Annotated in this window: 23 protein-coding genes, 7 tRNA genes and 4 riboswitches; of the genes, 27 read left to right on the plus strand and 3 right to left on the minus strand. The window is 36.9% G+C overall.

Annotation, left to right across the window (positions count from 1 at the left end):
* The first annotated feature begins 16 nt into the window (after positions 1-16).
* From ABH961_RS22715 to ABH961_RS22755, 9 genes are all read left to right on the plus strand, one after another.
* A tRNA-Asp gene (locus ABH961_RS22715) sits at positions 17-92 on the plus strand.
* Positions 93-100: 8 nt separating this feature from the next.
* Positions 101-176 (plus strand) — tRNA-Phe (locus ABH961_RS22720).
* 9 nt (positions 177-185) lie between these two features.
* Positions 186-258, plus strand: a tRNA-Thr gene (locus ABH961_RS22725).
* Positions 259-264: 6 nt separating this feature from the next.
* Positions 265-335, plus strand: a tRNA-Trp gene (locus ABH961_RS22730).
* Positions 336-346: 11 nt separating this feature from the next.
* Positions 347-423: transfer RNA gene (locus tag ABH961_RS22735), tRNA-Ile, on the plus strand.
* A gap of 8 nt (positions 424-431) precedes the next feature.
* Positions 432-506 (plus strand) — tRNA-Asn (locus tag ABH961_RS22740).
* Position 507: 1 nt separating this feature from the next.
* Positions 508-579: transfer RNA gene (locus tag ABH961_RS22745), tRNA-Glu, on the plus strand.
* 129 nt (positions 580-708) lie between these two features.
* Complete coding sequence (locus ABH961_RS22750; protein ID WP_048545823.1) at positions 709-1,128, plus strand: CBS domain-containing protein; 420 nt, start codon at positions 709-711, stop codon at positions 1,126-1,128.
* Between the two features lie 295 nt (positions 1,129-1,423).
* Positions 1,424-2,575 carry a DUF3965 domain-containing protein gene (locus tag ABH961_RS22755; RefSeq protein WP_098048711.1) on the plus strand — a complete coding sequence of 384 codons (1,152 nt, stop codon included), beginning with the start codon at positions 1,424-1,426 and terminating at the stop codon, positions 2,573-2,575.
* A 228-nt stretch (positions 2,576-2,803) separates the two neighbouring features.
* On the opposite strand, the gene ABH961_RS22760 is transcribed toward ABH961_RS22755, so the two are convergent.
* Complete coding sequence (locus ABH961_RS22760; RefSeq protein ID WP_048545818.1) at positions 2,804-3,142, minus strand: hypothetical protein; 339 nt, start codon at positions 3,140-3,142, stop codon at positions 2,804-2,806.
* Positions 3,143-3,147: 5 nt separating this feature from the next.
* Positions 3,148-4,302 carry an SH3 domain-containing protein gene (locus ABH961_RS22765; protein WP_048545817.1) on the minus strand — a complete coding sequence of 385 codons (1,155 nt, stop codon included), beginning with the start codon at positions 4,300-4,302 and terminating at the stop codon, positions 3,148-3,150.
* 269 nt (positions 4,303-4,571) lie between these two features.
* Positions 4,572-4,683: riboswitch (TPP riboswitch) on the plus strand.
* A gap of 60 nt (positions 4,684-4,743) precedes the next feature.
* A riboswitch (TPP riboswitch) is annotated at positions 4,744-4,846 on the plus strand.
* Positions 4,847-4,928: 82 nt separating this feature from the next.
* Here ABH961_RS22765 and tenA point away from each other — a divergent pair.
* The 18 genes from tenA to kdpDN all read left to right on the plus strand — a co-directional run bounded on the left by tenA (position 4,929) and on the right by kdpDN (position 19,896).
* A complete protein-coding gene (gene tenA, locus ABH961_RS22770; RefSeq protein WP_000666832.1) occupies positions 4,929-5,624 on the plus strand; it encodes a thiaminase II in 696 nt (231 codons plus the stop codon).
* A complete protein-coding gene (locus ABH961_RS22775; protein ID WP_048545814.1) occupies positions 5,593-6,342 on the plus strand; it encodes an ABC transporter ATP-binding protein in 750 nt (249 codons plus the stop codon). Before tenA ends, ABH961_RS22775 begins: the two co-directional genes overlap by 32 nt.
* On the plus strand, positions 6,342-7,094 hold the full coding sequence (locus ABH961_RS22780; RefSeq protein WP_098080117.1) for an ABC transporter permease: 753 nt from the start codon (positions 6,342-6,344) through the stop codon (positions 7,092-7,094). The genes ABH961_RS22775 and ABH961_RS22780 overlap by 1 nt, the downstream gene beginning before the upstream one ends.
* Positions 7,091-8,092 (plus strand): ABC transporter substrate-binding protein, encoded by a 1,002-nt coding sequence (locus ABH961_RS22785; RefSeq protein ID WP_404520094.1) that lies wholly within the window; start codon positions 7,091-7,093, stop codon positions 8,090-8,092. The genes ABH961_RS22780 and ABH961_RS22785 overlap by 4 nt, the downstream gene beginning before the upstream one ends.
* Before the next feature lie 10 nt (positions 8,093-8,102).
* The gene (gene tenI, locus ABH961_RS22790) at positions 8,103-8,723 is read left to right on the plus strand and encodes a thiazole tautomerase TenI (protein WP_048545810.1); all 621 of its coding nucleotides are present in this window, start codon (positions 8,103-8,105) and stop codon (positions 8,721-8,723) included.
* The gene (gene thiO, locus ABH961_RS22795; protein WP_098080083.1) at positions 8,716-9,825 is read left to right on the plus strand and encodes a glycine oxidase ThiO; all 1,110 of its coding nucleotides are present in this window, start codon (positions 8,716-8,718) and stop codon (positions 9,823-9,825) included. The genes tenI and thiO overlap by 8 nt, the downstream gene beginning before the upstream one ends.
* A 15-nt stretch (positions 9,826-9,840) precedes the next feature.
* The gene (gene thiS / locus ABH961_RS22800) at positions 9,841-10,044 is read left to right on the plus strand and encodes a sulfur carrier protein ThiS (RefSeq protein ID WP_001049512.1); all 204 of its coding nucleotides are present in this window, start codon (positions 9,841-9,843) and stop codon (positions 10,042-10,044) included.
* Positions 10,045-10,046: 2 nt separating this feature from the next.
* Positions 10,047-10,817, plus strand: coding sequence for a thiazole synthase (gene thiG / locus ABH961_RS22805; protein WP_000931990.1), 771 nt, complete (start codon positions 10,047-10,049; stop codon positions 10,815-10,817).
* On the plus strand, positions 10,810-11,829 hold the full coding sequence (gene thiF, locus ABH961_RS22810) for a thiazole biosynthesis adenylyltransferase ThiF (protein ID WP_098068378.1): 1,020 nt from the start codon (positions 10,810-10,812) through the stop codon (positions 11,827-11,829). Before thiG ends, thiF begins: the two co-directional genes overlap by 8 nt.
* Positions 11,830-11,835: 6 nt before the next feature.
* Positions 11,836-12,657 carry a bifunctional hydroxymethylpyrimidine kinase/phosphomethylpyrimidine kinase gene (gene thiD / locus ABH961_RS22815; RefSeq protein WP_095205734.1) on the plus strand — a complete coding sequence of 274 codons (822 nt, stop codon included), beginning with the start codon at positions 11,836-11,838 and terminating at the stop codon, positions 12,655-12,657.
* A gap of 85 nt (positions 12,658-12,742) precedes the next feature.
* Positions 12,743-12,890, plus strand: a riboswitch (cyclic di-AMP (ydaO/yuaA leader).
* 93 nt (positions 12,891-12,983) lie between these two features.
* On the plus strand, positions 12,984-13,370 hold the full coding sequence (locus tag ABH961_RS22820; protein WP_048545796.1) for a hypothetical protein: 387 nt from the start codon (positions 12,984-12,986) through the stop codon (positions 13,368-13,370).
* Between the two features lie 14 nt (positions 13,371-13,384).
* Complete coding sequence (locus ABH961_RS22825) at positions 13,385-13,615, plus strand: hypothetical protein (RefSeq protein ID WP_098080085.1); 231 nt, start codon at positions 13,385-13,387, stop codon at positions 13,613-13,615.
* Positions 13,616-13,874: 259 nt separating this feature from the next.
* A riboswitch (cyclic di-AMP (ydaO/yuaA leader) is annotated at positions 13,875-14,020 on the plus strand.
* A 94-nt stretch (positions 14,021-14,114) separates the two neighbouring features.
* Positions 14,115-14,219 (plus strand): SipW-dependent-type signal peptide-containing protein, encoded by a 105-nt coding sequence (locus tag ABH961_RS22830; protein WP_000887892.1) that lies wholly within the window; start codon positions 14,115-14,117, stop codon positions 14,217-14,219.
* Positions 14,216-14,296 (plus strand): K(+)-transporting ATPase subunit F, encoded by an 81-nt coding sequence (kdpF, locus tag ABH961_RS22835; protein WP_098080087.1) that lies wholly within the window; start codon positions 14,216-14,218, stop codon positions 14,294-14,296. The genes ABH961_RS22830 and kdpF overlap by 4 nt, the downstream gene beginning before the upstream one ends.
* A gap of 19 nt (positions 14,297-14,315) precedes the next feature.
* Positions 14,316-15,983 (plus strand): potassium-transporting ATPase subunit KdpA, encoded by a 1,668-nt coding sequence (gene kdpA, locus ABH961_RS22840; protein WP_048545791.1) that lies wholly within the window; start codon positions 14,316-14,318, stop codon positions 15,981-15,983.
* 13 nt (positions 15,984-15,996) lie between these two features.
* Positions 15,997-18,087, plus strand: coding sequence for a potassium-transporting ATPase subunit KdpB (kdpB, locus tag ABH961_RS22845; RefSeq protein WP_141520066.1), 2,091 nt, complete (start codon positions 15,997-15,999; stop codon positions 18,085-18,087).
* A gap of 16 nt (positions 18,088-18,103) precedes the next feature.
* The gene (kdpC, locus tag ABH961_RS22850) at positions 18,104-18,685 is read left to right on the plus strand and encodes a K(+)-transporting ATPase subunit C (RefSeq protein ID WP_048545788.1); all 582 of its coding nucleotides are present in this window, start codon (positions 18,104-18,106) and stop codon (positions 18,683-18,685) included.
* Positions 18,686-18,741: 56 nt separating this feature from the next.
* Positions 18,742-19,896, plus strand: coding sequence for a KdpD-like non-kinase potassium sensor (gene kdpDN, locus ABH961_RS22855; RefSeq protein ID WP_098080091.1), 1,155 nt, complete (start codon positions 18,742-18,744; stop codon positions 19,894-19,896).
* 22 nt (positions 19,897-19,918) lie between these two features.
* On the opposite strand, the gene ABH961_RS22860 is transcribed toward kdpDN, so the two are convergent.
* Entirely contained in the window at positions 19,919-21,100 is a 1,182-nt protein-coding gene (locus ABH961_RS22860; RefSeq protein ID WP_098080093.1) for an MFS transporter, read from the minus strand.
* Positions 21,101-21,185 lie beyond the last annotated feature (85 nt).

The raw sequence follows: 21,185 nt of genomic DNA on the forward strand, positions 1-21,185 counted from the left end.
GTCCCCGCAACCAAATGGTCCCGTGGTGTAGTGGTTAACATGCCTGCCTGTCACGCAGGAGATCGCCGGTTCGACCCCGGTCGGGACCGCCATTTATGTTGGCTCGGTAGCTCAGTCGGTAGAGCAGAGGACTGAAAATCCTCGTGTCGGCGGTTCGATTCCGTCCCGAGCCACCATTTTTTTATGCCGACTTAGCTCAATTGGTAGAGCAACTGACTTGTAATCAGTAGGTTGGGGGTTCAAGTCCTCTAGTCGGCATCCTTTAGGGGCATAGTTTAAAGGTAGAACTGAGGTCTCCAAAACCTCCAGTGTGGGTTCGATTCCTACTGCCCCTGTAAAAGTGTATGGGCCTATAGCTCAGCTGGTTAGAGCGCACGCCTGATAAGCGTGAGGTCGATGGTTCGAGTCCATTTAGGCCCACCATATATTATTCCGCAGTAGCTCAGTGGTAGAGCTATCGGCTGTTAACCGATCGGTCGTAGGTTCGAGTCCTACCTGCGGAGCCATGGCCCGTTGGTCAAGTGGTTAAGACACCGCCCTTTCACGGCGGTAACACGGGTTCGAATCCCGTACGGGTCATAAAAAAAGAGTCAGCAATATGCTGACTCTTTTTTATTTTGTGGAATCCTCCTTTATCAACTGATTTTCCTGAAATAAATAAAGGGATTTAGGAAAAGCTATGGTATGTATAAAAAGGAGGAGACAAAAATGACACGAGTGAGAGATTTTATGAGTACTCATGTTGTACATTGTACACCGCTAGACAATGTATATGAGGCTGCTGTAAAGATGAAAGAAGAATCGATTGGATTGATTCCAGTTGTTGAAAATGAGCAAGTTGTTGGGCTTGTTACAGACCGAGATTTAGTTGTTCGTGGGATTGCTGAGAAACATCCTGGATCTAATAAAATTACAAATGTAATGACAACAAACATTGTTTCAGTTTCTCCAGATGATTCTATTGAAAAAGCTACAGAGTTAATGGCACAGTATCAAATTAGACGATTACCAGTAGTTGAGGATGGTCAACTCGTTGGGATGCTAGCACTAGGTGATTTAGCTATAAGAGAATCCGCAGATGATCAAGCTGGATTTGCTTTAAGTGAAATTTCGGAGCATTTGGAATGAAGAGAGTCTTTCATTAGTCGGATAAGTTACGTATAAAAATCAGATGCATTATTCTAGTATATGGATTAAACTAATATGTTAGCATGATGTATCTGAGACATTATATAATATAAGTATACAGTTAGTAATTTCGACAGTTTATTTAAATTTGTCATTCCTAATTTTAAATAAGAGAAAAAATGATATACTGATAGATATAAGTATTATGAAAGATTTCGAATATAACAATATTCATTGTTAATGATGTAATAATGGATTAATATTTCCTATGTAGACAAAAGGGAAGGGGAATTATATGAGGGCTGTACAGCGCGATCCAAATTGGAATTTGGTTACAGATACATATATAGAACCAAATAATTTCGCTGAATTATTTTCTTTGCTTGTACCTTGTCATCCGAAAGGTGAAGGGAAAGAACGAACTATATTAGTGTGGAAAGAAAAAGAATTTTATAAAGAAGAAAATTTAGCAGCATTTATCGTATATGGAATGGATAAAGTAAAAAATTTGCCGCAGTTTCATAAAGATGAAATTCCAACTCTAGTACGTATTCTTCGCTTATGCCAAGAGATTGGTTGGTATGAAGAAGCAAATACTTTTATGATAACTCAAGGACTAGCTGAGTTTGTTCACACTTCATTGGAATATGAAACGTGGGATCTTTTGACGCAAGCAGTTGCTTTAAACTATTTAATTATTAAATATCGTATTGGTGAATTGACTGATGGGGATGTAGAAATTTGGGATAGGGTTAAATTTAATGAGAAATGTATAAAGGATTGTAAACATCTATTATCTCATAAAGAAGTATTGGAATTTACATTCTTTTATATGTGTAAGAGAGCTAAATTACTATCAAAAGAGCAATTAAATAGTGATATGATGAGTCTAGCGATGTATTGTAATACGTTTGTGTATGACTTATACACACATGACCTATTACGAAAATATCGTAAGTGTACAGACTTCCTATCATATTATGGACCTAGTCAAGCGGTGTTAGCTTGTCAAAGAGCTGTACTTTCTCAAATTTCAGATCGATTAGACCCATTGAAAACTACTCATGTAGATGATTATTTATATGTAATGAAAGAAATGATGGAGCATATGACGATAGGAATAATGGATCGATATGATCATTTTATCGGGAAGTTATTATCATATGTACCATTTTTCGAAATGATTCAAGTTCCACAACATGCATATTATTGTGAAGAATTGCTGTATATTTGTAAGGGCATTGAATATAAAGAAGAAATATTACGCAATTATATATTTATACAATTACATGATTGTTTACCATCATTCTTTAAACTATTTCTTAAAAATAAACGTTATGCAACAATTCATGATATTCTGTTCTATTGGTGTGATGATGAACAAAGAATGAGCTTAGAGAAAAAATATAATCTTAGCTTTATTTATGAAAAATATGCTTGCGGATAAAGAGCATTTTCTATATAAATTAAAAAGGATCTCAAGTTTATATGAGATCCTTTTTTTATTAGTAAAGCAAGGAAAATGCAATTAAGACGAGAAATAACATTCCATAAAGGAGAAATTGTGCCGTTTTACTTCCTTGTATACCAAAAAAAGTATTTATTTTTGTGTATAAATTCAATATATATTTTATCGGATTATCTTTGAAAGATCGGTACACAGTGTCTCCTCTTTCTAAGCTTCTTGTTCGTGTTTTTTTGTATTAGGGACATGAATGTATCTAGCTATGAATAATAAAACAGCCATAAAGAATACAGGAAATACGGTAGATAAATAAAAACCATTACTAATAATATTTGTTATTAGGGCACTTAATAGAAAGATGGCGTTATATATATGAGCAATTTTTTGTTTTAGTTGTACTTGAAAGGATTCCATCATAATTTCTAAAGCAACAAAAGTAATGATAATAGATAAAAATACAGTGTTTGTATTGTAAATGATTAAACAACAGATTAAACCTAAAAAGGCGAAGTATTCAATTAAGAGAGGTATATTGATATTGCGTTGCATACAATTTACCTAACTAAATATGGCAGTGGGTTTACTGCATTTGTTTTTTCAAAATTCCATTCTCCATTGTGTAATTCAAAATGAAGATGTTGCCCGTATGAATGACCTGTGTTTCCCATATGACCTACTAATTGTCCAGCTTGTACTTGATCACCAGCTTGTACAGTGCGATCTTTCATGTGTGCATAGACTGTCGTATATAATTTCCCGTTTATTTGATGGGCGATGAACACAACATTGCCATAGCTAGCTGAATAATATGATTTCACAACTTTACCTGCAGCTGCCGCCTGGATTGAGACATTACCTTGAGCTGCAATATCTATACCATAATGCATTTGTTCCCAGCGTATATCAAAGGTTGAGCTAATTCTTCCTTGAGTAGGGAATTTGAAAACTGCTGGAATGGAAGTAGTTTGAGCCGTTTGAGCTTGTGATTGATTTTGCATCACATAATGTTTTGCTACGTATCCGTATCCTGTGCCAAAACGAATTTTATACCAAGTTCCTACAGTTTCCACTACTTGTATTTGTGTACCATTTTGTAATGAACCAAGTAGTGCACTACTTGTACTAGCGTTGCCACGTACATTAAGTTTAGGTGTTGCAACTGTGTATTTCGTATTATTTTGAACTGTGATGCCTTTTACTAACGGCTGTGAACCATTAGACACGAATGCTTTTTGTACGTAACCTGTTTTGCCATTATGTAAAATTTTATACCACTCGCCTTGTTCTTCTTGAATGGTAACGAATTTCCCATTTGGTAATACATCTAAAATTGAAGATTCTAAATTAGGTTCAGAACGAACGTTTAATGCATTGGCATTAACGATGTATTGATTATTAGATTGAAGTTTGTTTTTTAGTAGAATAGCATCTTTTTGTACGTAACCTACTTTATTATTAACAGATACTTTATACCAGCCATTAGTTGTTTCAAGTATGTTCACTTTCGTATTAAAGCGAATTGTATCAATTGAAGAGCTATTTGCGTTATCTTTTGTATGTAAGGCTACTTGATCGACTTTGACATATCCAGTTTTCACATTAGATAATTGTTCAGCGTTGGCTGTTTGTACATTTGTTTCTCCCATAGAAGGAAGTAAAGAGGCAATTGCGACAGTAGTTGCTGTTAAAGCAGTAGCTTTCATATTCATATAATAGAGACCTCCTCTAGTTGTATAGTTGTAATTTTATTATAGTATAAAGATATAATATAGTGGGTGTATTCACATAAATGTAATATGAACTCAATATAAAAATAAATTTTTTAAGGATAATGATTCCTTTTTATCCAATTAATTAGGATAATAATTTCTAACATAGAATATAAGTATTATATAGTTTTGTTATTTCGTTGACAATTGGGAAAATTAAAACAGTTGATGGTGTCTTATTACGATGTTATACTGACAGTGTTAATTTCATAGTTTGCTAGGAGAGCTGGTGTTGCCAGCTGAGAGTAGGCCGTAAGCCTTTGATCCTTTTCATTACCTGATCTAGATTATGCTAGCGTAGGGAAGCAATTCGGACACTAATAATGAGTCCCCGTTTCTTTGCGTATAGAAACGGGGCTTTTTTGTTTGAAAATTTCATATTGAAACCACTAGGGGTGCTTGTTGTGCTGAGAGAGGAATAATCCTTAACCCTTACAGACCTGATCTAGGTAATACTAGCGAAGGGAAGTGGAACAACGAATAAATTATAATTTTATTTGCTGTAACCACTTCTTATTTAGAAGTGGTTTTTTATTTAGATATATAAATTGAAAGGGGATAGCGAAATGAAATTTTGCGATAGATTATTAGAAACTGTACAACCAGTTTGGGAGATGAGCCATAATCATCCGTTTGTAGTAGGTATGGGAGATGGCACATTAGAAAAAGATAAGTTTCAGTATTATATTATTCAAGATTATTTATATTTGTTAGATTATGCAAAGCTATATGCGATTGGTGTTGTAAAAGCAACGAATCCACAAGTAATGGGGAAATTTGCTGAACAAATTGATGGCATATTAAATGGAGAAATGACGATCCATAAACAATATGCAAAAAGACTTGGTATTTCTATAGAGGAGATAGAATCTGCAAAACCATCTGCTAAAAATTTAGCCTATACAAATTACATGATGTCTGTATCTCAAAATGGCACACTTGCGGAATTAATAGCAGCACTTCTTCCATGTATGTGGAGTTACTGGGAAATTGGAAAGCGTTTAAACGATATTCCTGGAGCAAGAGATCATGAGTTCTTTGGTGAGTGGATTCAAGGATATAGTTCAGAAGAATACGGTAGCCTTTGTATTTGGTTAATAGATTTATTAAATGAAATGGCAGTTGGAAAGTCTGACAAAGAGCTAGATCGATTAGAGGAGATATTCCTATATTCCAGTCGATTTGAATATTTATTCTGGGATATGTCCTATCGTAAGGAGATGTGGGGATTTGAGGAGCAAGAACATACTACAGTTTCATAATGTTTCTTTTCATTATGATGAGAAACCAATCATCAATGAATTAAATGCTTCTATACAAGATAAAGAGTTTGTAAGTATTATTGGACCGAGTGGATGCGGCAAAAGTACTCTATTTCGCCTTATTACAGGTTTAGAAGAAGCAAGTACGGGACAGATAGAGCTGACAGAAATAAAGAGCCATCCTGTAGGGTATATGCCCCAAAAAGATATGCTCCTGCCATGGAGAACGATTATTGAGAATGCTGCCCTACCGCTAGAGTGCCAAGGTGTACAGAAGAAAGAAGCACAAATAAAGGCAAAGGAACTGTTACATAAATTTGGCTTACAAGGGTATGAGACAAAATATCCGAAAGATTTATCTGGTGGTATGAGACAACGCGTATCTTTTATTCGAACTTTATTAACAGGCGGGGAGATATTGTTGTTAGATGAACCGTTTAGCGCGTTGGACGCTTTAACGAAGGCATCTTTGCAAGAATGGCTGTTTGAACAATGGAAAGAGTGGGAAAAAACAATTTTATTTATCACTCATGATGTGGAAGAAGCGTTGTTTCTTTCTAATCGAATTTTAGTAGTAGAGCAGCAACCGATAACTACTTTAACCGAGAGGGTTGTACCACTTGATTGTAATCGAATAAGAAAAGATTTATATAAGCCTGAAGTGTTAGCGCTTAAAGATGAGCTTCTTAGTATGTTACAAAGGCAGGTACTCGTATGATGAACCGGTTGAAGGAGCTATTACCTGCCCTTACACTTTCTAGTATTTTACTTGTCATGTGGGAAATTGGCGCAAGAATTGTAGACGAAATGTACATTTTACCGTCACCGTCTGCAATTGTGATGAAGATCTGGAAACTAAAAGATATATTATTTACGGTTCATTTGCCGGCAACCTTATCGGTCGTTTTAATAGGTGTGGCTATTTCTATCGTACTTGGGGTAGGGCTAGCGATGTTAATGAATGCGAGTAATTGGATGGAGAGAGCATTTTATCCACTATTAGTTGCCTCACAAACGGTTCCGATTACAGCGCTTGCTCCGCTCTTCGTTTTATGGTTTGGATATACGATCTGGAGTAAGGTTGTTGTTACTGTTTTAATTACGTTTTTCCCAATCGCGGTCAATACGTATGATGGACTACGCAGTACGAAAAAAGAATGGGAGGAGCTATTAGTTACGTATGGGGCAACGAAAAAAGATGTTTTTCTTAAATTAAAATTGCCGTCTGCTCTTCCTTATTTTTTCTCAGCTTTAAAAATTGCAGTTCCGCTTAGTGTAATTGGGGCAGCAATTGGTGAATGGCTCGGTGCACAAGCTGGGCTAGGGTATTTCAGTAAAAGAATGATGACGCAGTTAGACGGCGCAGGTGTATTTGCACCCATTGTATTGTTATCATTATTAGCTATTTTCTTCGTCATACTTATTTCGATTTTAGAAAAGAAATTTATTAGTTGGAGGAAGCATTCATGAAATTTTTAAAACGCATCTTTGTGTTGACATTATTCGTTGCAATGATTGCTGGATGTTCTAGTAATTCTGCATCAGATAAGAATAAAAAAGAAAAAGAAATAACAGTCATGCTTGATTGGTACCCAAATGCGGTACATAGCTTTATTTATGCGGCGATTGAAAAAGGCTACTTTAAAGAAGAAGGAGTAAAGGTGAATATTAAATTCCCTTCCAATCCGACTGATCCATTAACTTTAGCAGCTGCAGGAAAAGTAACGGTTGGCTTATATTATCAGCCAGACGTTGTCATGGCAAAAGCAAATGAACAAATTCCAGTGAAATCAATTGGAGCTGTCGTACGTTCACCATTAAATCATGTTGTATCGCTGAAATCAGCAGGCATTCAATCGCCAAAAGATTTAGAGGGGAAAACAGTTGGCTATTCTGGAACACCTTTAAGTGAGATGTATTTAAAAACTATGGTAAAAGAAGCTGGTGGTAATCCAGATACAGTGAAAGTAGTCGATGTTGGCTTTGATTTAGTACCGGCACTAATTACGAAAAAAGCGGATGCGGTAACAGGGGCATATATTAACCATGAAGTACCTGTTATGCGTCATGAAGGTCATGAACCAGCATACTTTAATCCAGCTGATTACGGTGTACCAAACTATCATGAGCTTGTATTTGTAACAGGTGATAAAACGTTGAAAAAAGATAAAGAAGCGTTGCAAGCCTTCTTACGTGGTACGAAAAAAGGCTATGATTTCATGAAGAAAAATCCGGATGAAGCATTAAATATTTTATTAAATCATCAAGAAAAAGAAAACTTCCCGCTTGTACCAGAAGTTGAAAAAGAAAGTATGAAAATTTTATTAGAGAAGATGGAAACGAAAGATGAACCATTCTTATCGGATTCAAAAGAGTCATGGGAGAAACAAAATAAATGGCTGAAAGATAAAGGAATGACGAAAGAAATCGTTCCGGCCGATGAGTTATTCGAAAATATTTTAAAGTAGGCGAATGAATATGAAAAATGAGCTTCATGTAATCTCAAATGGTCACATGTCATTCGAAGAGTTAGTGAATGTAGCGATGCAAATTGAAAGTGAGATTGACTATTTGCATATTCGTGAGCGTGAGAAAAGTACGAAGGATTTGTATGAAGGTGTGGAAAGTCTTTTGAAGAAAGGCTTTCCGGCATCAAAAATAGTGATAAATGATCGAATTGATATCGCTATTTTATTAAACATTCCGCGCGTGCAGCTAGGATATCGAAGCGCAAATGTAAGGTCAGTGAAAGAAAAGTTTTCTTATTTGCATGTCGGCTATTCTGTACATTCTTTAGAAGAGGCAATCGATGCATTTAAGAATGGAGCGGATTCACTCGTCTATGGTCATGTATTTCCGACAGATTGTAAAAAAGGTGTGCCAGCGAGAGGGCTTGAAGAAGTTTCAGACATTGCAAAGTGTTTATCCATACCGATTACAGCAATTGGAGGAATCACCACGGAAAACACAGGGGATGTTCTTACTAACGGTGTCAGTGGTATTGCTGTTATGTCTGGGATTATAAGTAGTAGTAACCCGTATAGCAAAGCGAAATCTTATAAGGAATCAATAAGAAAGTGGGCGGAAAAACATGTGTAAGAAGTATGATGTAGCGATAATTGGCGGTGGTGTAATCGGTAGTTCAGTTGCACATTTTCTAGCAGAAAGAGGACATAAAGTAGCGATTATAGAGAAGCAAAGAATTGCATCTGAAGCCTCGAAAGCAGCCGCTGGTTTACTTGGGGTTCAGGCGGAATGGGATGCATATGACCCACTATTTGAACTTGCGAGAGAAAGCCGTGCTATATTTCCACAACTTGCAGCAGTTTTACGTGAAAAAACAGGCATCGATATTGGGTATGAAGAGAAGGGCATTTATCGCATTGCCCAAAATGAAAATGAGAAGGAAAGAATTCTTCACATTATGGATTGGCAGCAGAAAACAGGTGAAGATTCTTACTTTCTAACGGGAGACCTTTTACGAGAGAAAGAGCCGTGTCTATCTGAGTCAATTATAGGTGCTGTATATTATCCAAAAGATGGTCATGTTATTGCACCAGAGCTTACGAAAGCATTCGCACATTCCGCATCAATTTCGGGTGCTGATATATATGAACAGACAGAAGTGTTCGATATTCGTATTGAAAATAATAAAGTGACAGGGATTGTGACGAGCGAAGGTATTATAGCATGCGAGAAAGTTGTGATTGCGGGTGGTTCATGGAGCACGAAGTTACTAGGTTATTTTCACCGCGAATGGGGTACATATCCAGTTAAAGGAGAAGTAGTAGCGGTAAGAAGTAGAAAACCACTTTTAAAGGCGCCTATTTTCCAAGAAAGATTTTACATTGCCCCAAAGCGTGGTGGACGTTACGTAATTGGAGCAACGATGAAGCCTCATACGTTTAATAAAACAGTGCAACCAGAAAGTATTACTTCTATATTAGAGCGTGCTTATACAATATTGCCAGCTTTAAAAGAAGCAGAGTGGGAAAGCACATGGGCAGGATTAAGGCCACAATCAAATCACGAAGCTCCTTATATGGGAGAGCATGAAGAAATAAAAGGTTTATATGCTTGTACTGGACATTATCGAAATGGCATTTTATTAAGCCCGGTTTCTGGTCAGTATATAGCTGATTTAATAGAAGGAAAGCAGGAGAATCACTTGCTAGATTCATTGCTTTCTAAACCGGTTTAGAAAGGGGATGGAAGTTTGAATTTAAAAATTAATGGTAATCAAATGGAAGTGCCAGAGAGTGTAAAAACAGTAGCTGAGCTACTTACACATTTAGAGTTAGATAACAGAATTGTAGTAGTAGAGCGTAATAAAGATATTTTACAAAAAGATGATCATACAGATACATCTGTTTTTGATGGAGACCAAATTGAGATTGTAACTTTCGTAGGAGGCGGTTGATTATGTTAAACATTGGACCATTTTCATTTCATTCTAGACTTTTATTAGGAACAGGGAAATTCCCTGATTTTGATGTACAGCAAAAGGCAATTGATGTATCTGAGGCTGAGGTTTTAACGTTCGCAGTACGTCGTATGGATATATTTGATGCAAAGCAGCCTAATTTATTAGAGAAACTTGATGTAAAAAAATATAAGTTATTACCGAATACAGCTGGAGCAAAAAATGCTGAAGAAGCTGTTCGTATTGCAAAATTAGCAAAAGCTTCGGGGCTTTGCGATATGATCAAAGTAGAAGTTATTGGTGATGATAGAACGTTATTACCTGATCCAGTAGAAACGTTAAAGGCATCTGAAATGTTACTAGAAGAAGGATTTATCGTTCTTCCGTATACATCTGATGATGTTGTATTAGCACGTAAATTACAAGAACTAGGTGTGCATGCAATTATGCCAGGAGCATCACCAATCGGTTCAGGACTTGGTATTGTAAATCCGTTAAATTTAAGCTTCATTATTGAACAAGCGACAGTACCAGTTATCGTTGACGCTGGTATCGGTAGTCCAGCTGATGCGGCATTTGCGATGGAATTAGGAGCGGATGGTGTGTTATTAAATACTGCTGTATCGGGAGCAAAAGATCCAATAAAAATGGCACAAGCAATGAAGTTAAGTATTGAAGCAGGACGATTAGGATTTGAAGCGGGGCGTATTGCACGTAAACGTTGTGCAACAGCAAGTAGTCCTTTAGAAGGAATGAGCGTAGTTGAATAATCGATATTCTCGCCAAGAATTATTTTCTCCAATTGGAGAAGAGGGGCAACGAAAGATAAGAGAAAAGCATGTACTCATTATCGGGGCAGGTGCATTAGGTAGTGCAAATGCAGAGATGTTTGTAAGAGCAGGTGTTGGCACAGTAACGATTGTTGACCGAGATTATGTCGATTGGAGTAATTTACAAAGGCAACAATTGTATGCAGAGAGCGATGTAGAGAATAATCTACCGAAGGCTGTAGCGGCAAAGAAGCGTCTAGCAGAAATTAATAGTGAAGTAAGAGTAGAAGCTCTCGTTCAAGATGTAACAGCTGAGGAATTAGAAGAACTCGTGACAAAGGTTGATGTAATTATTGACGCAACTGATAATTTCGAAACGCGTTTTATTGTGAATGATATAGCACAAAAGTATTCCATTCCATGGATTTACGGAGCATGTGTAGGGAGTTACGGCCTTTCTTACACAATTCTTCCTAGTAAAACGCCATGTTTATCTTGTTTATTACAATCGATTCCGCTTGGCGGGGCGACATGTGATACAGCGGGCATTATATCTCCTGCTGTATCTCTCGTCGTTTCTCATCAAGTAACGGAAGCTCTTAAACTGTTAGTGGAAGATTACGAATCAATTCGAGATGGACTTGTGTCGTTTGATGTATGGAAGAATGAATACTCATGTATGAATGTGCAAAAGCTTCGTAAGCATAATTGTCCTTCGTGCGGAGAGAATGCAATATACCCGTATTTAAATAAAGAAAATACATCGAAAACAGCGGTTTTATGCGGGAGAAATACAGTTCAAATTAGACCACCTCATAAAGAGGAAATGGATTTTGAACGATATAAAGAGTTGCTGAAAGATCGTGTGAATGATTTGAATGTAAATCCATATTTATTATCATTTTCTGTGGAGGAAAAGAGATTAGTTGCTTTTAAAGATGGCCGGGTACTTGTACATGGAACGAAAGATATAAGCGAAGCAAAAACAATTTATCATCGCTATTTTGGATAGAAAAGGATGAGTGGGATGAAAGTGAATAAAGCTTTAACGATTGCAGGATCTGATAGTGGAGGCGGTGCCGGCATTCAAGCAGATTTAAAAACCTTCCAAGAGCTTGGTGTGTATGGGATGACGGCTATTACGGCAATTACTGCTCAAAATACGCTTGGAGTTCAAGGAGTGTATCCAGTTCCGTTAGAAGGTATTACGGAACAGCTGAATTCAATTGGTACGGATTTAACACCAGATGCTGTGAAACTAGGAATGTTATTTAGCAGTGAAATTATTCAAATTGTAGCAGAACATATTAATACGTTTGGGTGGAATAATATTGTACTAGATCCTGTTATGATTGCCAAGGGCGGTGCATCATTATTACAACAAGAGGCAGTACAAGCATTAAAAGAACATTTATTACCAGTAGCAACAGTTGTAACGCCGAATGTTCCTGAAGCAGAAGTGTTAACTGGGATGGAAATTCATAATGTTGAAGATAGTAAGGAAGCTGCGAAAGTATTGCATGAATTAGGTGCGAAATACGTACTTATGAAGGGCGGCCATGCAGAGTATCAAGGTAATGAAGTAATTGATTTACTCTTTGATGGGAAAACGTTTATTGAATTTAGAAGTGAACGAATTCCTTCAAAGCAAACGCATGGAAGCGGGTGTACATTTGCTTCAGCGGTTACAGCAGGACTTGCGAAAGGATACTCGATTGAACAGGCAGTTCAAGAAGCTAAACGATTTATTAGTATAGCAATTGAAGAGCCTTTGAATATTGGAAGTGGTCATGGGCCGACGAATCATTTTGCATATAAAGTGAATAAAACGCGTGTATAAGTAAGTGGAAAGTCAGTTTTGTAACTGGCTTTTTTTCTATTTACTTTTTCCAATTACAGGAGTAATATATCAGCCAGAATATATTTTTTGTAATACGCTGAGTCCAATTATATGGAGCGGAGGAACCAATTTGTGCAGTGTCACTAGGGGTGAATCTTTCAATTTTGAAAGTAGGGCTACTCTCAAAGTCCGAATCCGACAGCTAACTTCGTAAGCGTCTTGAGAGAGGACGGTGCCATGATGGATACATCACTTCATCGATCTGATTAGTATAGGGGAATATCAATCTATGTTGGATTTCTTTTATGCTAAGGAGGATGAGGTACATGGAACTAACACTTATTTGTGTTGGGGAAGAAAGCAAGGTAAATAGTTTAAGAGATTTAGTAGCATTTCAACATGAGTTAATTATTTTTACAGCAAATGAAGAGATAGCTGCTGAAGTTAGGAATTGTGGGTTTGATTGGACTTATAGCTGTAGTAAGGCGCAAGATTTTACTAGTATTTGTGAGTGTATTAAGAAGGTGATTTTACTAGGGGATGAGCTTCCAATCATTAGTTTCTTCACAGAACACATTCACTTTTCTTTTCAAGCACCTATTACTGTTGTTACAAGGAATAAACGATATCCAGCGAGGCTCTATGAAACAATTGGAGCTACATTTGTCGTGTTTACGAATTGTGATAATATTTCTTTTTTATTTTTTGAATAGGGCGGGGGAAAAAGATGAAGGTGTTGTTACTAGGAGATATAGCGAATCGTTGGGCCGTATCAGTAGAGCGAGTTCAAGAATTGGTGGTGCTTGATCCCATTTTTCCAAGGCCCTATATCATATTGCCATCGAAAGATGCTTTATATTTAAAAACAGATGTTATCGAATATGAGCAGCTACATGCAGAATTGTTACAAGTTTATATTCGTGGGAGAAATTTGCGCGCGTTTTTGCGTGGAGAATAAATAGTGAAAAAAAAGAGCGAATGCTAAGTGCAACAAGCTATGCACTTCATGTCATTCGCTCTTTTTATTTCGTATTTAAAAGATCATTTCTGTGAAAAAGAAAGAAAAGACGAGAAAACAGATGAAATAATATTAATAACACTCAATGTAAGCGTTTAAATAGATGGATATTTTCTTATTTTCAGTAATTTGACTCTTTACAAGTTAAATATAGAGGAGTATATTTACTCTCATAAATCATTCATAAAATTTCCAAAAAAACCTAAAATCGCTGAGTTCCAGAAATGGAGCGGGGGAACCAATTTTGTGCATCGTCACTTGGGGTGAATCTTTCAGTTTTGAAAGTAGGGCTACTCTTTAGGCCCGAATCCGACAGCTAACCTCGTAAGCGTTTAGAGAGGAGGTTTACTTTGTGTTGTTCATTTCGAACACTAAGTAGAGCTTAGTGTTCTTTTTTTGATAATTAGATGGTAAATTTTTACAGAAAAGAGGAGTGGCTATGTTAGATGTTGTAATGATCGGGATTTTTGTTGTGTTAGTTGCATCGATGGTAAGTCTTGCAAGTTGGTCAGATAAAGTTGTGAAAGAAGGGAAGCAATCATGACGGTTGCCTTATCGGCTATTGTTGCAGCAATTACGGTGTACTTAGTGTATGCATTAATAAATCCAGAAAAGTTTTAATTAGGGGGAATCATTCATTATGATTTGGGTCGCAGTTGTTATTACCATGCTGTTGTTTATTCTTGTGGCAAAGCCAATGGGGATTTATTTAGAGAAAGCCTTTCAAGGTAGTAAAAAGTTAGATAAAGTATTCGGGCCTTTTGAAAAACTTATTTTTAAAATTACGGGTGTAAAAGAATACAATCAAACGTGGAAACAGTACGCATTGTCATTAGTTTTATTAAATGGATTTATGATTGTTGTCGTATATTTCATTTTCAGACTACAAGGAGTATTGCCATTAAATCCAGCACACATTGAAGGGATGGAGCCTACGCTTGCTTTTAATACAGCAATTAGTTTTATGGCTGATACAAACTTACAGCATTATAGCGGTGAAAATGGTTTATCTTATTTATCACAATTAATCGGAATTACATTTTTAATGTTTGCAGCACCAGCAACGACGTTAGCACTTGTAATGGCGTTTATAAGAGGGCTTGCTGGGAAGGAACTCGGTAACTTTTTCGTTGATTTTACGAGAGCACTAACGAGAGTATTTCTTCCTATCGCATTTATTGCGGCACTAGTCTTTGTCGCACTTGGTGTACCACAAACGTTAGACGGGGCCGTTACAGCACAAACAATCGATGGGGCAAAGCAAAGTATATTACGTGGGCCTGTTGCATCATTCGTGTCCATTAAGGAACTCGGAAATAACGGCGGTGGATTTTTCGGAGCAAACTCTACACATCCTTTCGAAAATCCAGGGCAAATGAGTAATATTTTACAAATGATGCTTATGATGTTATTGCCAACAGCACTTCCATTTACGTACGGACGAATGGTAGGAAATAAAAAACAAGGTCGTATCCTTTTCGTATCACTATTCATGGTGTTTTTACTAGGATTTATAACGATTACTACATCTGAATTACATGGGAATCCAGCGTTAAATGGAATGGGCATCGAACATGTACAAGGGAGTACAGAAGGAAAAGAAGTACGATTTGGAACAGTATTTTCTTCCCTATACGCAACAGTGACGACAGCTGCTGAAACAGGAGCCGTTAATACGATGCATGATACGTTAACACCAATTGGCGGGTTAGTACCACTCGTAAATATGATGTTAAATACAGTGTATGGCGGCGTTGGGGCAGGCTTTGTGAACATTATTATGTATGCGATTATCGCAGTCTTTATATCTGGATTGATGGTTGGACGGACACCAGAGTTTTTAGGTAAGAAAATTGAAGGTAAGGAAATGAAATTAATTGCGGTAACGATACTATTTCATCCACTGCTTATTTTAGGGTTTTCAGCATTAGCTCTTTCAACAAGTTTAGGAACGGATGCCATTTCTCATTCTGGTTTCCACGGTTTAACGCAAGTGGTATATGAATACACATCGTCAGCTGCGAATAACGGATCTGGATTTGAAGGGTTAGCGGATAATACACCGTTTTGGAATATTACAACTGGCTTAGTTATGTTTTTAGGGCGCTATTTCAGTTTAATTACGATGCTAGCTGTTGCAGCTTCATTGAAAGAAAAGACGGTAGTACCAGAAACAGTCGGAACGTTCCGTACGGATAATAGTTTATTTGGCGGCATTTTCATCGGAACAATTGTAATTGTCGGTGCATTAACATTCTTCCCGATGTTAGTACTCGGCCCAATTGCAGAATTTCTTACATTGAAGTAATGGAGGGTAAATGATGAGACCGGTAGTAGTAAAAGAAAAGAGAGTAAATGATTCACAAATACATGCTGTAGAAGATGAAGTTAGACAAGCGAAAACGATGGATCGTGACATCGTGAAACACGCGATGAAGCAATCCTTTGCGAAATTGAATCCGAAAGTCATGATAAAGAATCCGATTATGTTTGTTGTAGAAATTGGATTTATCATTACGTTCATTTTATCGTTTCTTCCAAGTCGTTCTAGTAGTGTACCAGGATGGTTTAATATAACAGTTTCTCTCATTCTATTATTTACAGTTTTATTTGCTAACTTTGCAGAAGCGTTAGCGGAAGGACGGGGGAAAGCGCAAGCCGATTCTTTAAAACAGTCGAAGAAAGATGTGTTTGCAAATGTTGTAAAAGAAAATGGAGAAATTGTTCAAGTTTCAGCGACTGATCTGAGAAAAGATGACGTTGTTATTGTAAAACAAGGAGAAATGATTCCGAGTGATGGGGAAGTAATTAAAGGATTAGCGTCTGTTGATGAATCTGCGATTACAGGGGAATCAGCTCCTGTAATAAAAGAAGCGGGCGGCGATTTTTGTTCCGTAACAGGCGGGACGATGGTCGTCAGTGATGAGATTACAATTGTCATTACGAGTAATCCTGGTGAATCATTTATTGATAAAATGATTTCGTTAGTAGAAGGAGCTGCTCGTCAAAAAACGCCGAATGAGATTGCTTTAAATACAGTATTAACGAGTTTAACGCTTATTTTCTTAATCGTTGTTGTGACGTTGCCGATTTTTACAAACTATTTAGGGTTTCAAATTGAGACAGCTGTACTTGTAGCGTTGTTAGTTTGTTTAATTCCAACGACAATTGGTGGTTTATTATCAGCAATTGGTATTGCCGGGATGGATCGCGTGACAAAGTTCAATGTGTTAGCGATGTCGGGTAAAGCAGTAGAAGCTGCGGGTGATATTAATACAATCATTTTAGATAAAACAGGTACGATTACTTTCGGGAACCGAATGGCTCATACATTGCTTCCTGTAGGAAATGAAACGATTGAGCAAGTAGGAAAATGGGCTGCGATTAGTTCAGTTTTAGATGAAACACCAGAAGGTCGATCAGTTATAGAATATGTAAAAATGAAATCTATATCATATAATCGAGAAATTGCAGAACAAGGTGAGTTTGTTCCGTTTAAAGCAGAAACGAGAATGAGTGGTGTCGATTTACAGGACGGAACGAAAGTGAGAAAAGGTGCTGTAGGTAGCGTGATTGAATGGGTTCAATCACAAGGTGGAATAATTCCAAAAGATGTAAATCAAAAAGCGGATTTCATTTCCAAAGAGGGCGGGACACCACTTGTAGTTGCAGTGGATAATCGTATTTACGGTTTAATTTATTTAAAGGATACAGTAAAGCCAGGTATGCGTGAGCGTTTTGAGCAATTGCGTCAAATGGGGATTAAAACGGTTATGTGTACAGGTGATAACCCGTTAACAGCAGCAACGATTGCAAAAGAAGCAGGGGTAGATGAGTTTGTTGCTGAGTGTAAGCCAGAAGATAAAATTGCGGTTATTAAAGCAGAGCAAGATAAAGGGAAACTTGTAGCGATGACGGGTGATGGTACAAATGATGCGCCGGCATTAGCGCAGGCTGACGTTGGATTAGCGATGAATAGTGGTACGACAGCTGCGAAAGAAGCAGCGAATATGATTGATTTAGATTCGAACCCGACAAAAATTATTGAGGTTGTAGGGATTGGTAAGCAATTGTTAATGACGCGTGGTGCGTTAACGACGTTTAGTATTGCGAATGATATCGCAAAATATTTTGCAATTATTCCAGCAATGTTTACACTTGCGATTCCGCAAATGGAAGCATTAAACATTATGAAACTAACATCACCGCTGTCAGCGATTTTATCAGCATTAATATTTAATGCAGTTATTATTCCGTTACTTATTCCATTAGCGATGAAAGGTATCGCATATAAACCGATGAGTTCGAATGCACTACTTAGCCGAAACTTACTTATTTATGGACTTGGCGGGGTTATTGTACCGTTCATTGGAATTAAAGTAATTGATATAATTGTCGGCTTGTTCATATAAGGAAGAGGGGAAAAAGATGGAGAAGAAACAAAGTATACTATCACCAATCATCCGTATTACTTTTACATTTTTAGTGTTGTGCGGCCTTGTATACCCGCTTATTGTAACTGGTATTGCACAAGCGGTAATGAAGGATAATGCGGATGGAAGTCTAATATATAATGATAAAAATGAAGTGATTGGTTCTACATTAATCGGTCAAAATTTCACAGACCCACGTTATTTTCATGGGCGTGTTTCAAGTATTGAATATAAGGCAGAAGCATCTGGTTCAAATAACTATGCACCGTCTAATCCAGATTTAGAGAAACGAGTAGAAAAAAGTATGGAAGAGTGGAAGAAACAAAATCCGAGCGTTCCAGTGACAGAAGTACCGATCGATTTAGTGACGAATTCAGGTTCAGGGCTTGATCCTGACATTAGCCCACAGGCAGCTTCGGTACAGGTGGACCGTATCTCAAAAATAACGAATATTCCGAAAGAAACGTTAAATCAGTTGATTAAAGATCAAACGGAAGGTGCGGCACTTGGCTTATTTGGAGAGAACCGCGTGAACGTTTTAAAGTTAAATTTAGAATTACAGAAATTACTGAAATAGTAACAGTGCTACCTCAATCTAACGGATTGAGGTAGTGTTGTTTCAAAAGAAAGGTTGTGAGTATTTTGTATGCGGATGACTATAAACCAACTTTTCAAAGGCGAACACCAGAAGAGTATTTAGAATATATTCGTCAGCAGAATCGTGGGAAGTTAAAGTTATATGTAGGAGCGGCTCCAGGAGTAGGAAAAAGTTATAAAATGCTCTTTGATGCCAGAGAGATGAAAAAAGACGGTATGGATATTGTAATTGGTTTAATTGAAACGCATGGAAGAAAAGAGACAGAAGAAGCAATTGCTGATTTAGAAAAAGTTCCTTTAAAAGAAATAGATTATAAAGGGAAAGTATTTTATGAACTCGATGTAGAAGGAATTATAAAACGCGCACCACAAGTAGTTGTTGTGGATGAACTTGCGCATAGTAATATTCCTGGATCTAAAAATAAGAAACGTTATATGGATGTACAGGAATTGCTAGACGCTGGTATATCCGTATTATCAGCGTTTAATATTCAACATTTAGAAAGCGTACATGACATTGTAGCTCAAATTACGAATGTTAAAGTGCGAGAACGTATTCCAGATTTTATTTTACAAAAAGCAAATGAAATTCAGCTCGTTGATGCAACCCCGGAAGTATTAAGGAAGAGATTAATAGACGGGAAGATATATAAGGAAGAAAAAATAGAGCAAAGCTTACAAAATTTCTTCACGCTTAATAATTTAGGGGCACTAAGAGAATTATCACTTCGGGAAGTTGCCGATGATATGGACGAGAAAATTAGCCAAACCGTTATAGAACCGATTGGTGTGAAAGAAAAAATTCTCGTTTGTGTACAATACAGTTCAACAGCAGAGAAGTTAATACGAAGAGGTTGGCGTATGGCGGATCGGTTAAATGCTGAATTGTATGTATTAAATGTTGAAAGGGAAAATATAGAGTCCCTTTCAGCAGGGAAAAGGCAAACGATTGAAGAGTGGAAGTTGCTAACGAATCAATTCGATGCGAGTTTTGTTTTAGAAGAGGCAAAAGGAAGAAAGCCAGCGGATGTTATTATTGAAGTCGCGAAAAGACTACAAGTAACGCAAATTTTACTCGGACAATCAGCAAGAACAAGATGGGAAGAAATTCGAAAAGGTTCAATTGTAAATGAAATTATGAGAGAAACGAGGTACATGGATATTCATATCGTTGCGGATCAAAGAGTTTAGAATAGAGACCATCTATAGGTCTCTATTTTGCTTTTTGTACAGCCTGAAAACGTAGCATTTTCATTGCGCATAAAATGATAAATAGAAATGTAATTGCACCTAGGAAGAAAATCCAAAAGTAATTTTGATTAAATACAAGAAATCCACCTACAACTGGCCCTGTGCCCATACCGAGATAGCGGATGAAGTTGTACATACCGATAGCAGTTGCGCGTTCTTGTACGAATTCTTCCGTTAATAAAGTAGTGTGAGTTGGCATAGAAAGTCCCATACTAAAACCGTATAAAGATGTAACGATAATGATGAATGAGATATTGATGCTATATGTGAAAGAGAATAAAGTGACACATATAATATTGAAGAAACTAGTGATGAATAAAGCTTGCTTTGTTGTGAGGCGTTTTTGCAAAAGCTTGTAGCAATAACTTCCTAACATAATAGAAAGGGACATCGGTACAAATATAAGACCAATTTTACTTGCAGTTAAGTGAAATGAATTTGTTAAAATGCTTGGTAAAAAAACGAGGAAGCAAAAGTAAATACAAAATTGAATGAAGCCAATAAGAGTAATAGAAAATCCAGTTTTATTTTTTAAGATAAACGAGTACTTCTTTTTTGCTTGCGGTTGCTTAATTACAGTTGGTTTTGTTTCTGGAAGTAGTGAAATGTTTATAATTAATAAGAGAATGCCAAGTGTAGATAGAAACAAAAATACGGATAAATGGCCATTTATACTGCCGAGATAACCACCTATAAGAGGGCCAATTGCAGGTGCGAGAGCAAGTAACATTTGATATAGGCTCATCGCTTCTCCGCGCTCTTTTCCTTCAAATAAATCACCGATAATCGTTGCTGCAACTACAGGGATAGCTGCTATTCCTATAGCTTGAACAGCCCTAAAAAATAGAAATAAATAAACGTTCGCCGAAAAAGCACATCCGATTGAACCAATTGTACTAATGATTAAACTAGGGATAAGGACATATTTTCTCCCTTTTGTATCGATTAAAGGTCCATATATGAGCTGCATAATTGCAAGAACGAATGTGAAAAGTGAAACTGTTACATTTACAAGATAAATAGAAGTGTGAAAAGAAGCTTGAATCATAGGCAAGATAGGTGTGTAAATATTTTGAGCGAAGGAACCGAGTAAGGCACTCATACAGACAACATATAAAATGAAATTGAGTTTGGATTTTTTCATCATATTAACCTCCTTGTTGTTTAGTTTCCTGGGAAACTAAAATTATTTTAACATGATTTTCTCACTTGTAAATATGAAAAAATGA

It is taken from the genome of Bacillus sp. RC251 (assembly GCF_044908765.1).
Classification (GTDB): domain Bacteria; phylum Bacillota; class Bacilli; order Bacillales; family Bacillaceae_G; genus Bacillus_A; species Bacillus_A wiedmannii.

What these genes read in the sequence shown, in the direction of transcription:
- ABH961_RS22750 (WP_048545823.1), top strand. Translation starts at nt 709, where the DNA reads ATGACACGAGTGAGAGATTTTATGAGTACTCATGTTGTACATTGTACA.
- ABH961_RS22755 (WP_098048711.1), top strand. Translation starts at nt 1,424, where the DNA reads ATGAGGGCTGTACAGCGCGATCCAAATTGGAATTTGGTTACAGATACA.
- ABH961_RS22760 (WP_048545818.1), bottom strand. Translation starts at nt 3,142, where the DNA reads ATGCAACGCAATATCAATATACCTCTCTTAATTGAATACTTCGCCTTT.
- ABH961_RS22765 (WP_048545817.1), bottom strand. Translation starts at nt 4,302, where the DNA reads ATGAATATGAAAGCTACTGCTTTAACAGCAACTACTGTCGCAATTGCC.
- tenA (WP_000666832.1), top strand. Translation starts at nt 4,929, where the DNA reads ATGAAATTTTGCGATAGATTATTAGAAACTGTACAACCAGTTTGGGAG.
- ABH961_RS22780 (WP_098080117.1), top strand. Translation starts at nt 6,342, where the DNA reads ATGAACCGGTTGAAGGAGCTATTACCTGCCCTTACACTTTCTAGTATT.
- ABH961_RS22785 (WP_404520094.1), top strand. Translation starts at nt 7,091, where the DNA reads ATGAAATTTTTAAAACGCATCTTTGTGTTGACATTATTCGTTGCAATG.
- tenI (WP_048545810.1), top strand. Translation starts at nt 8,103, where the DNA reads ATGAAAAATGAGCTTCATGTAATCTCAAATGGTCACATGTCATTCGAA.
- thiO (WP_098080083.1), top strand. Translation starts at nt 8,716, where the DNA reads ATGTGTAAGAAGTATGATGTAGCGATAATTGGCGGTGGTGTAATCGGT.
- thiG (WP_000931990.1), top strand. Translation starts at nt 10,047, where the DNA reads ATGTTAAACATTGGACCATTTTCATTTCATTCTAGACTTTTATTAGGA.
- thiD (WP_095205734.1), top strand. Translation starts at nt 11,836, where the DNA reads ATGAGTGGGATGAAAGTGAATAAAGCTTTAACGATTGCAGGATCTGAT.
- ABH961_RS22820 (WP_048545796.1), top strand. Translation starts at nt 12,984, where the DNA reads ATGGAACTAACACTTATTTGTGTTGGGGAAGAAAGCAAGGTAAATAGT.
- ABH961_RS22825 (WP_098080085.1), top strand. Translation starts at nt 13,385, where the DNA reads ATGAAGGTGTTGTTACTAGGAGATATAGCGAATCGTTGGGCCGTATCA.
- ABH961_RS22830 (WP_000887892.1), top strand. Translation starts at nt 14,115, where the DNA reads ATGTTAGATGTTGTAATGATCGGGATTTTTGTTGTGTTAGTTGCATCG.
- kdpF (WP_098080087.1), top strand. Translation starts at nt 14,216, where the DNA reads ATGACGGTTGCCTTATCGGCTATTGTTGCAGCAATTACGGTGTACTTA.
- kdpA (WP_048545791.1), top strand. Translation starts at nt 14,316, where the DNA reads ATGATTTGGGTCGCAGTTGTTATTACCATGCTGTTGTTTATTCTTGTG.
- kdpB (WP_141520066.1), top strand. Translation starts at nt 15,997, where the DNA reads ATGAGACCGGTAGTAGTAAAAGAAAAGAGAGTAAATGATTCACAAATA.
- kdpC (WP_048545788.1), top strand. Translation starts at nt 18,104, where the DNA reads ATGGAGAAGAAACAAAGTATACTATCACCAATCATCCGTATTACTTTT.
- ABH961_RS22860 (WP_098080093.1), bottom strand. Translation starts at nt 21,100, where the DNA reads ATGAAAAAATCCAAACTCAATTTCATTTTATATGTTGTCTGTATGAGT.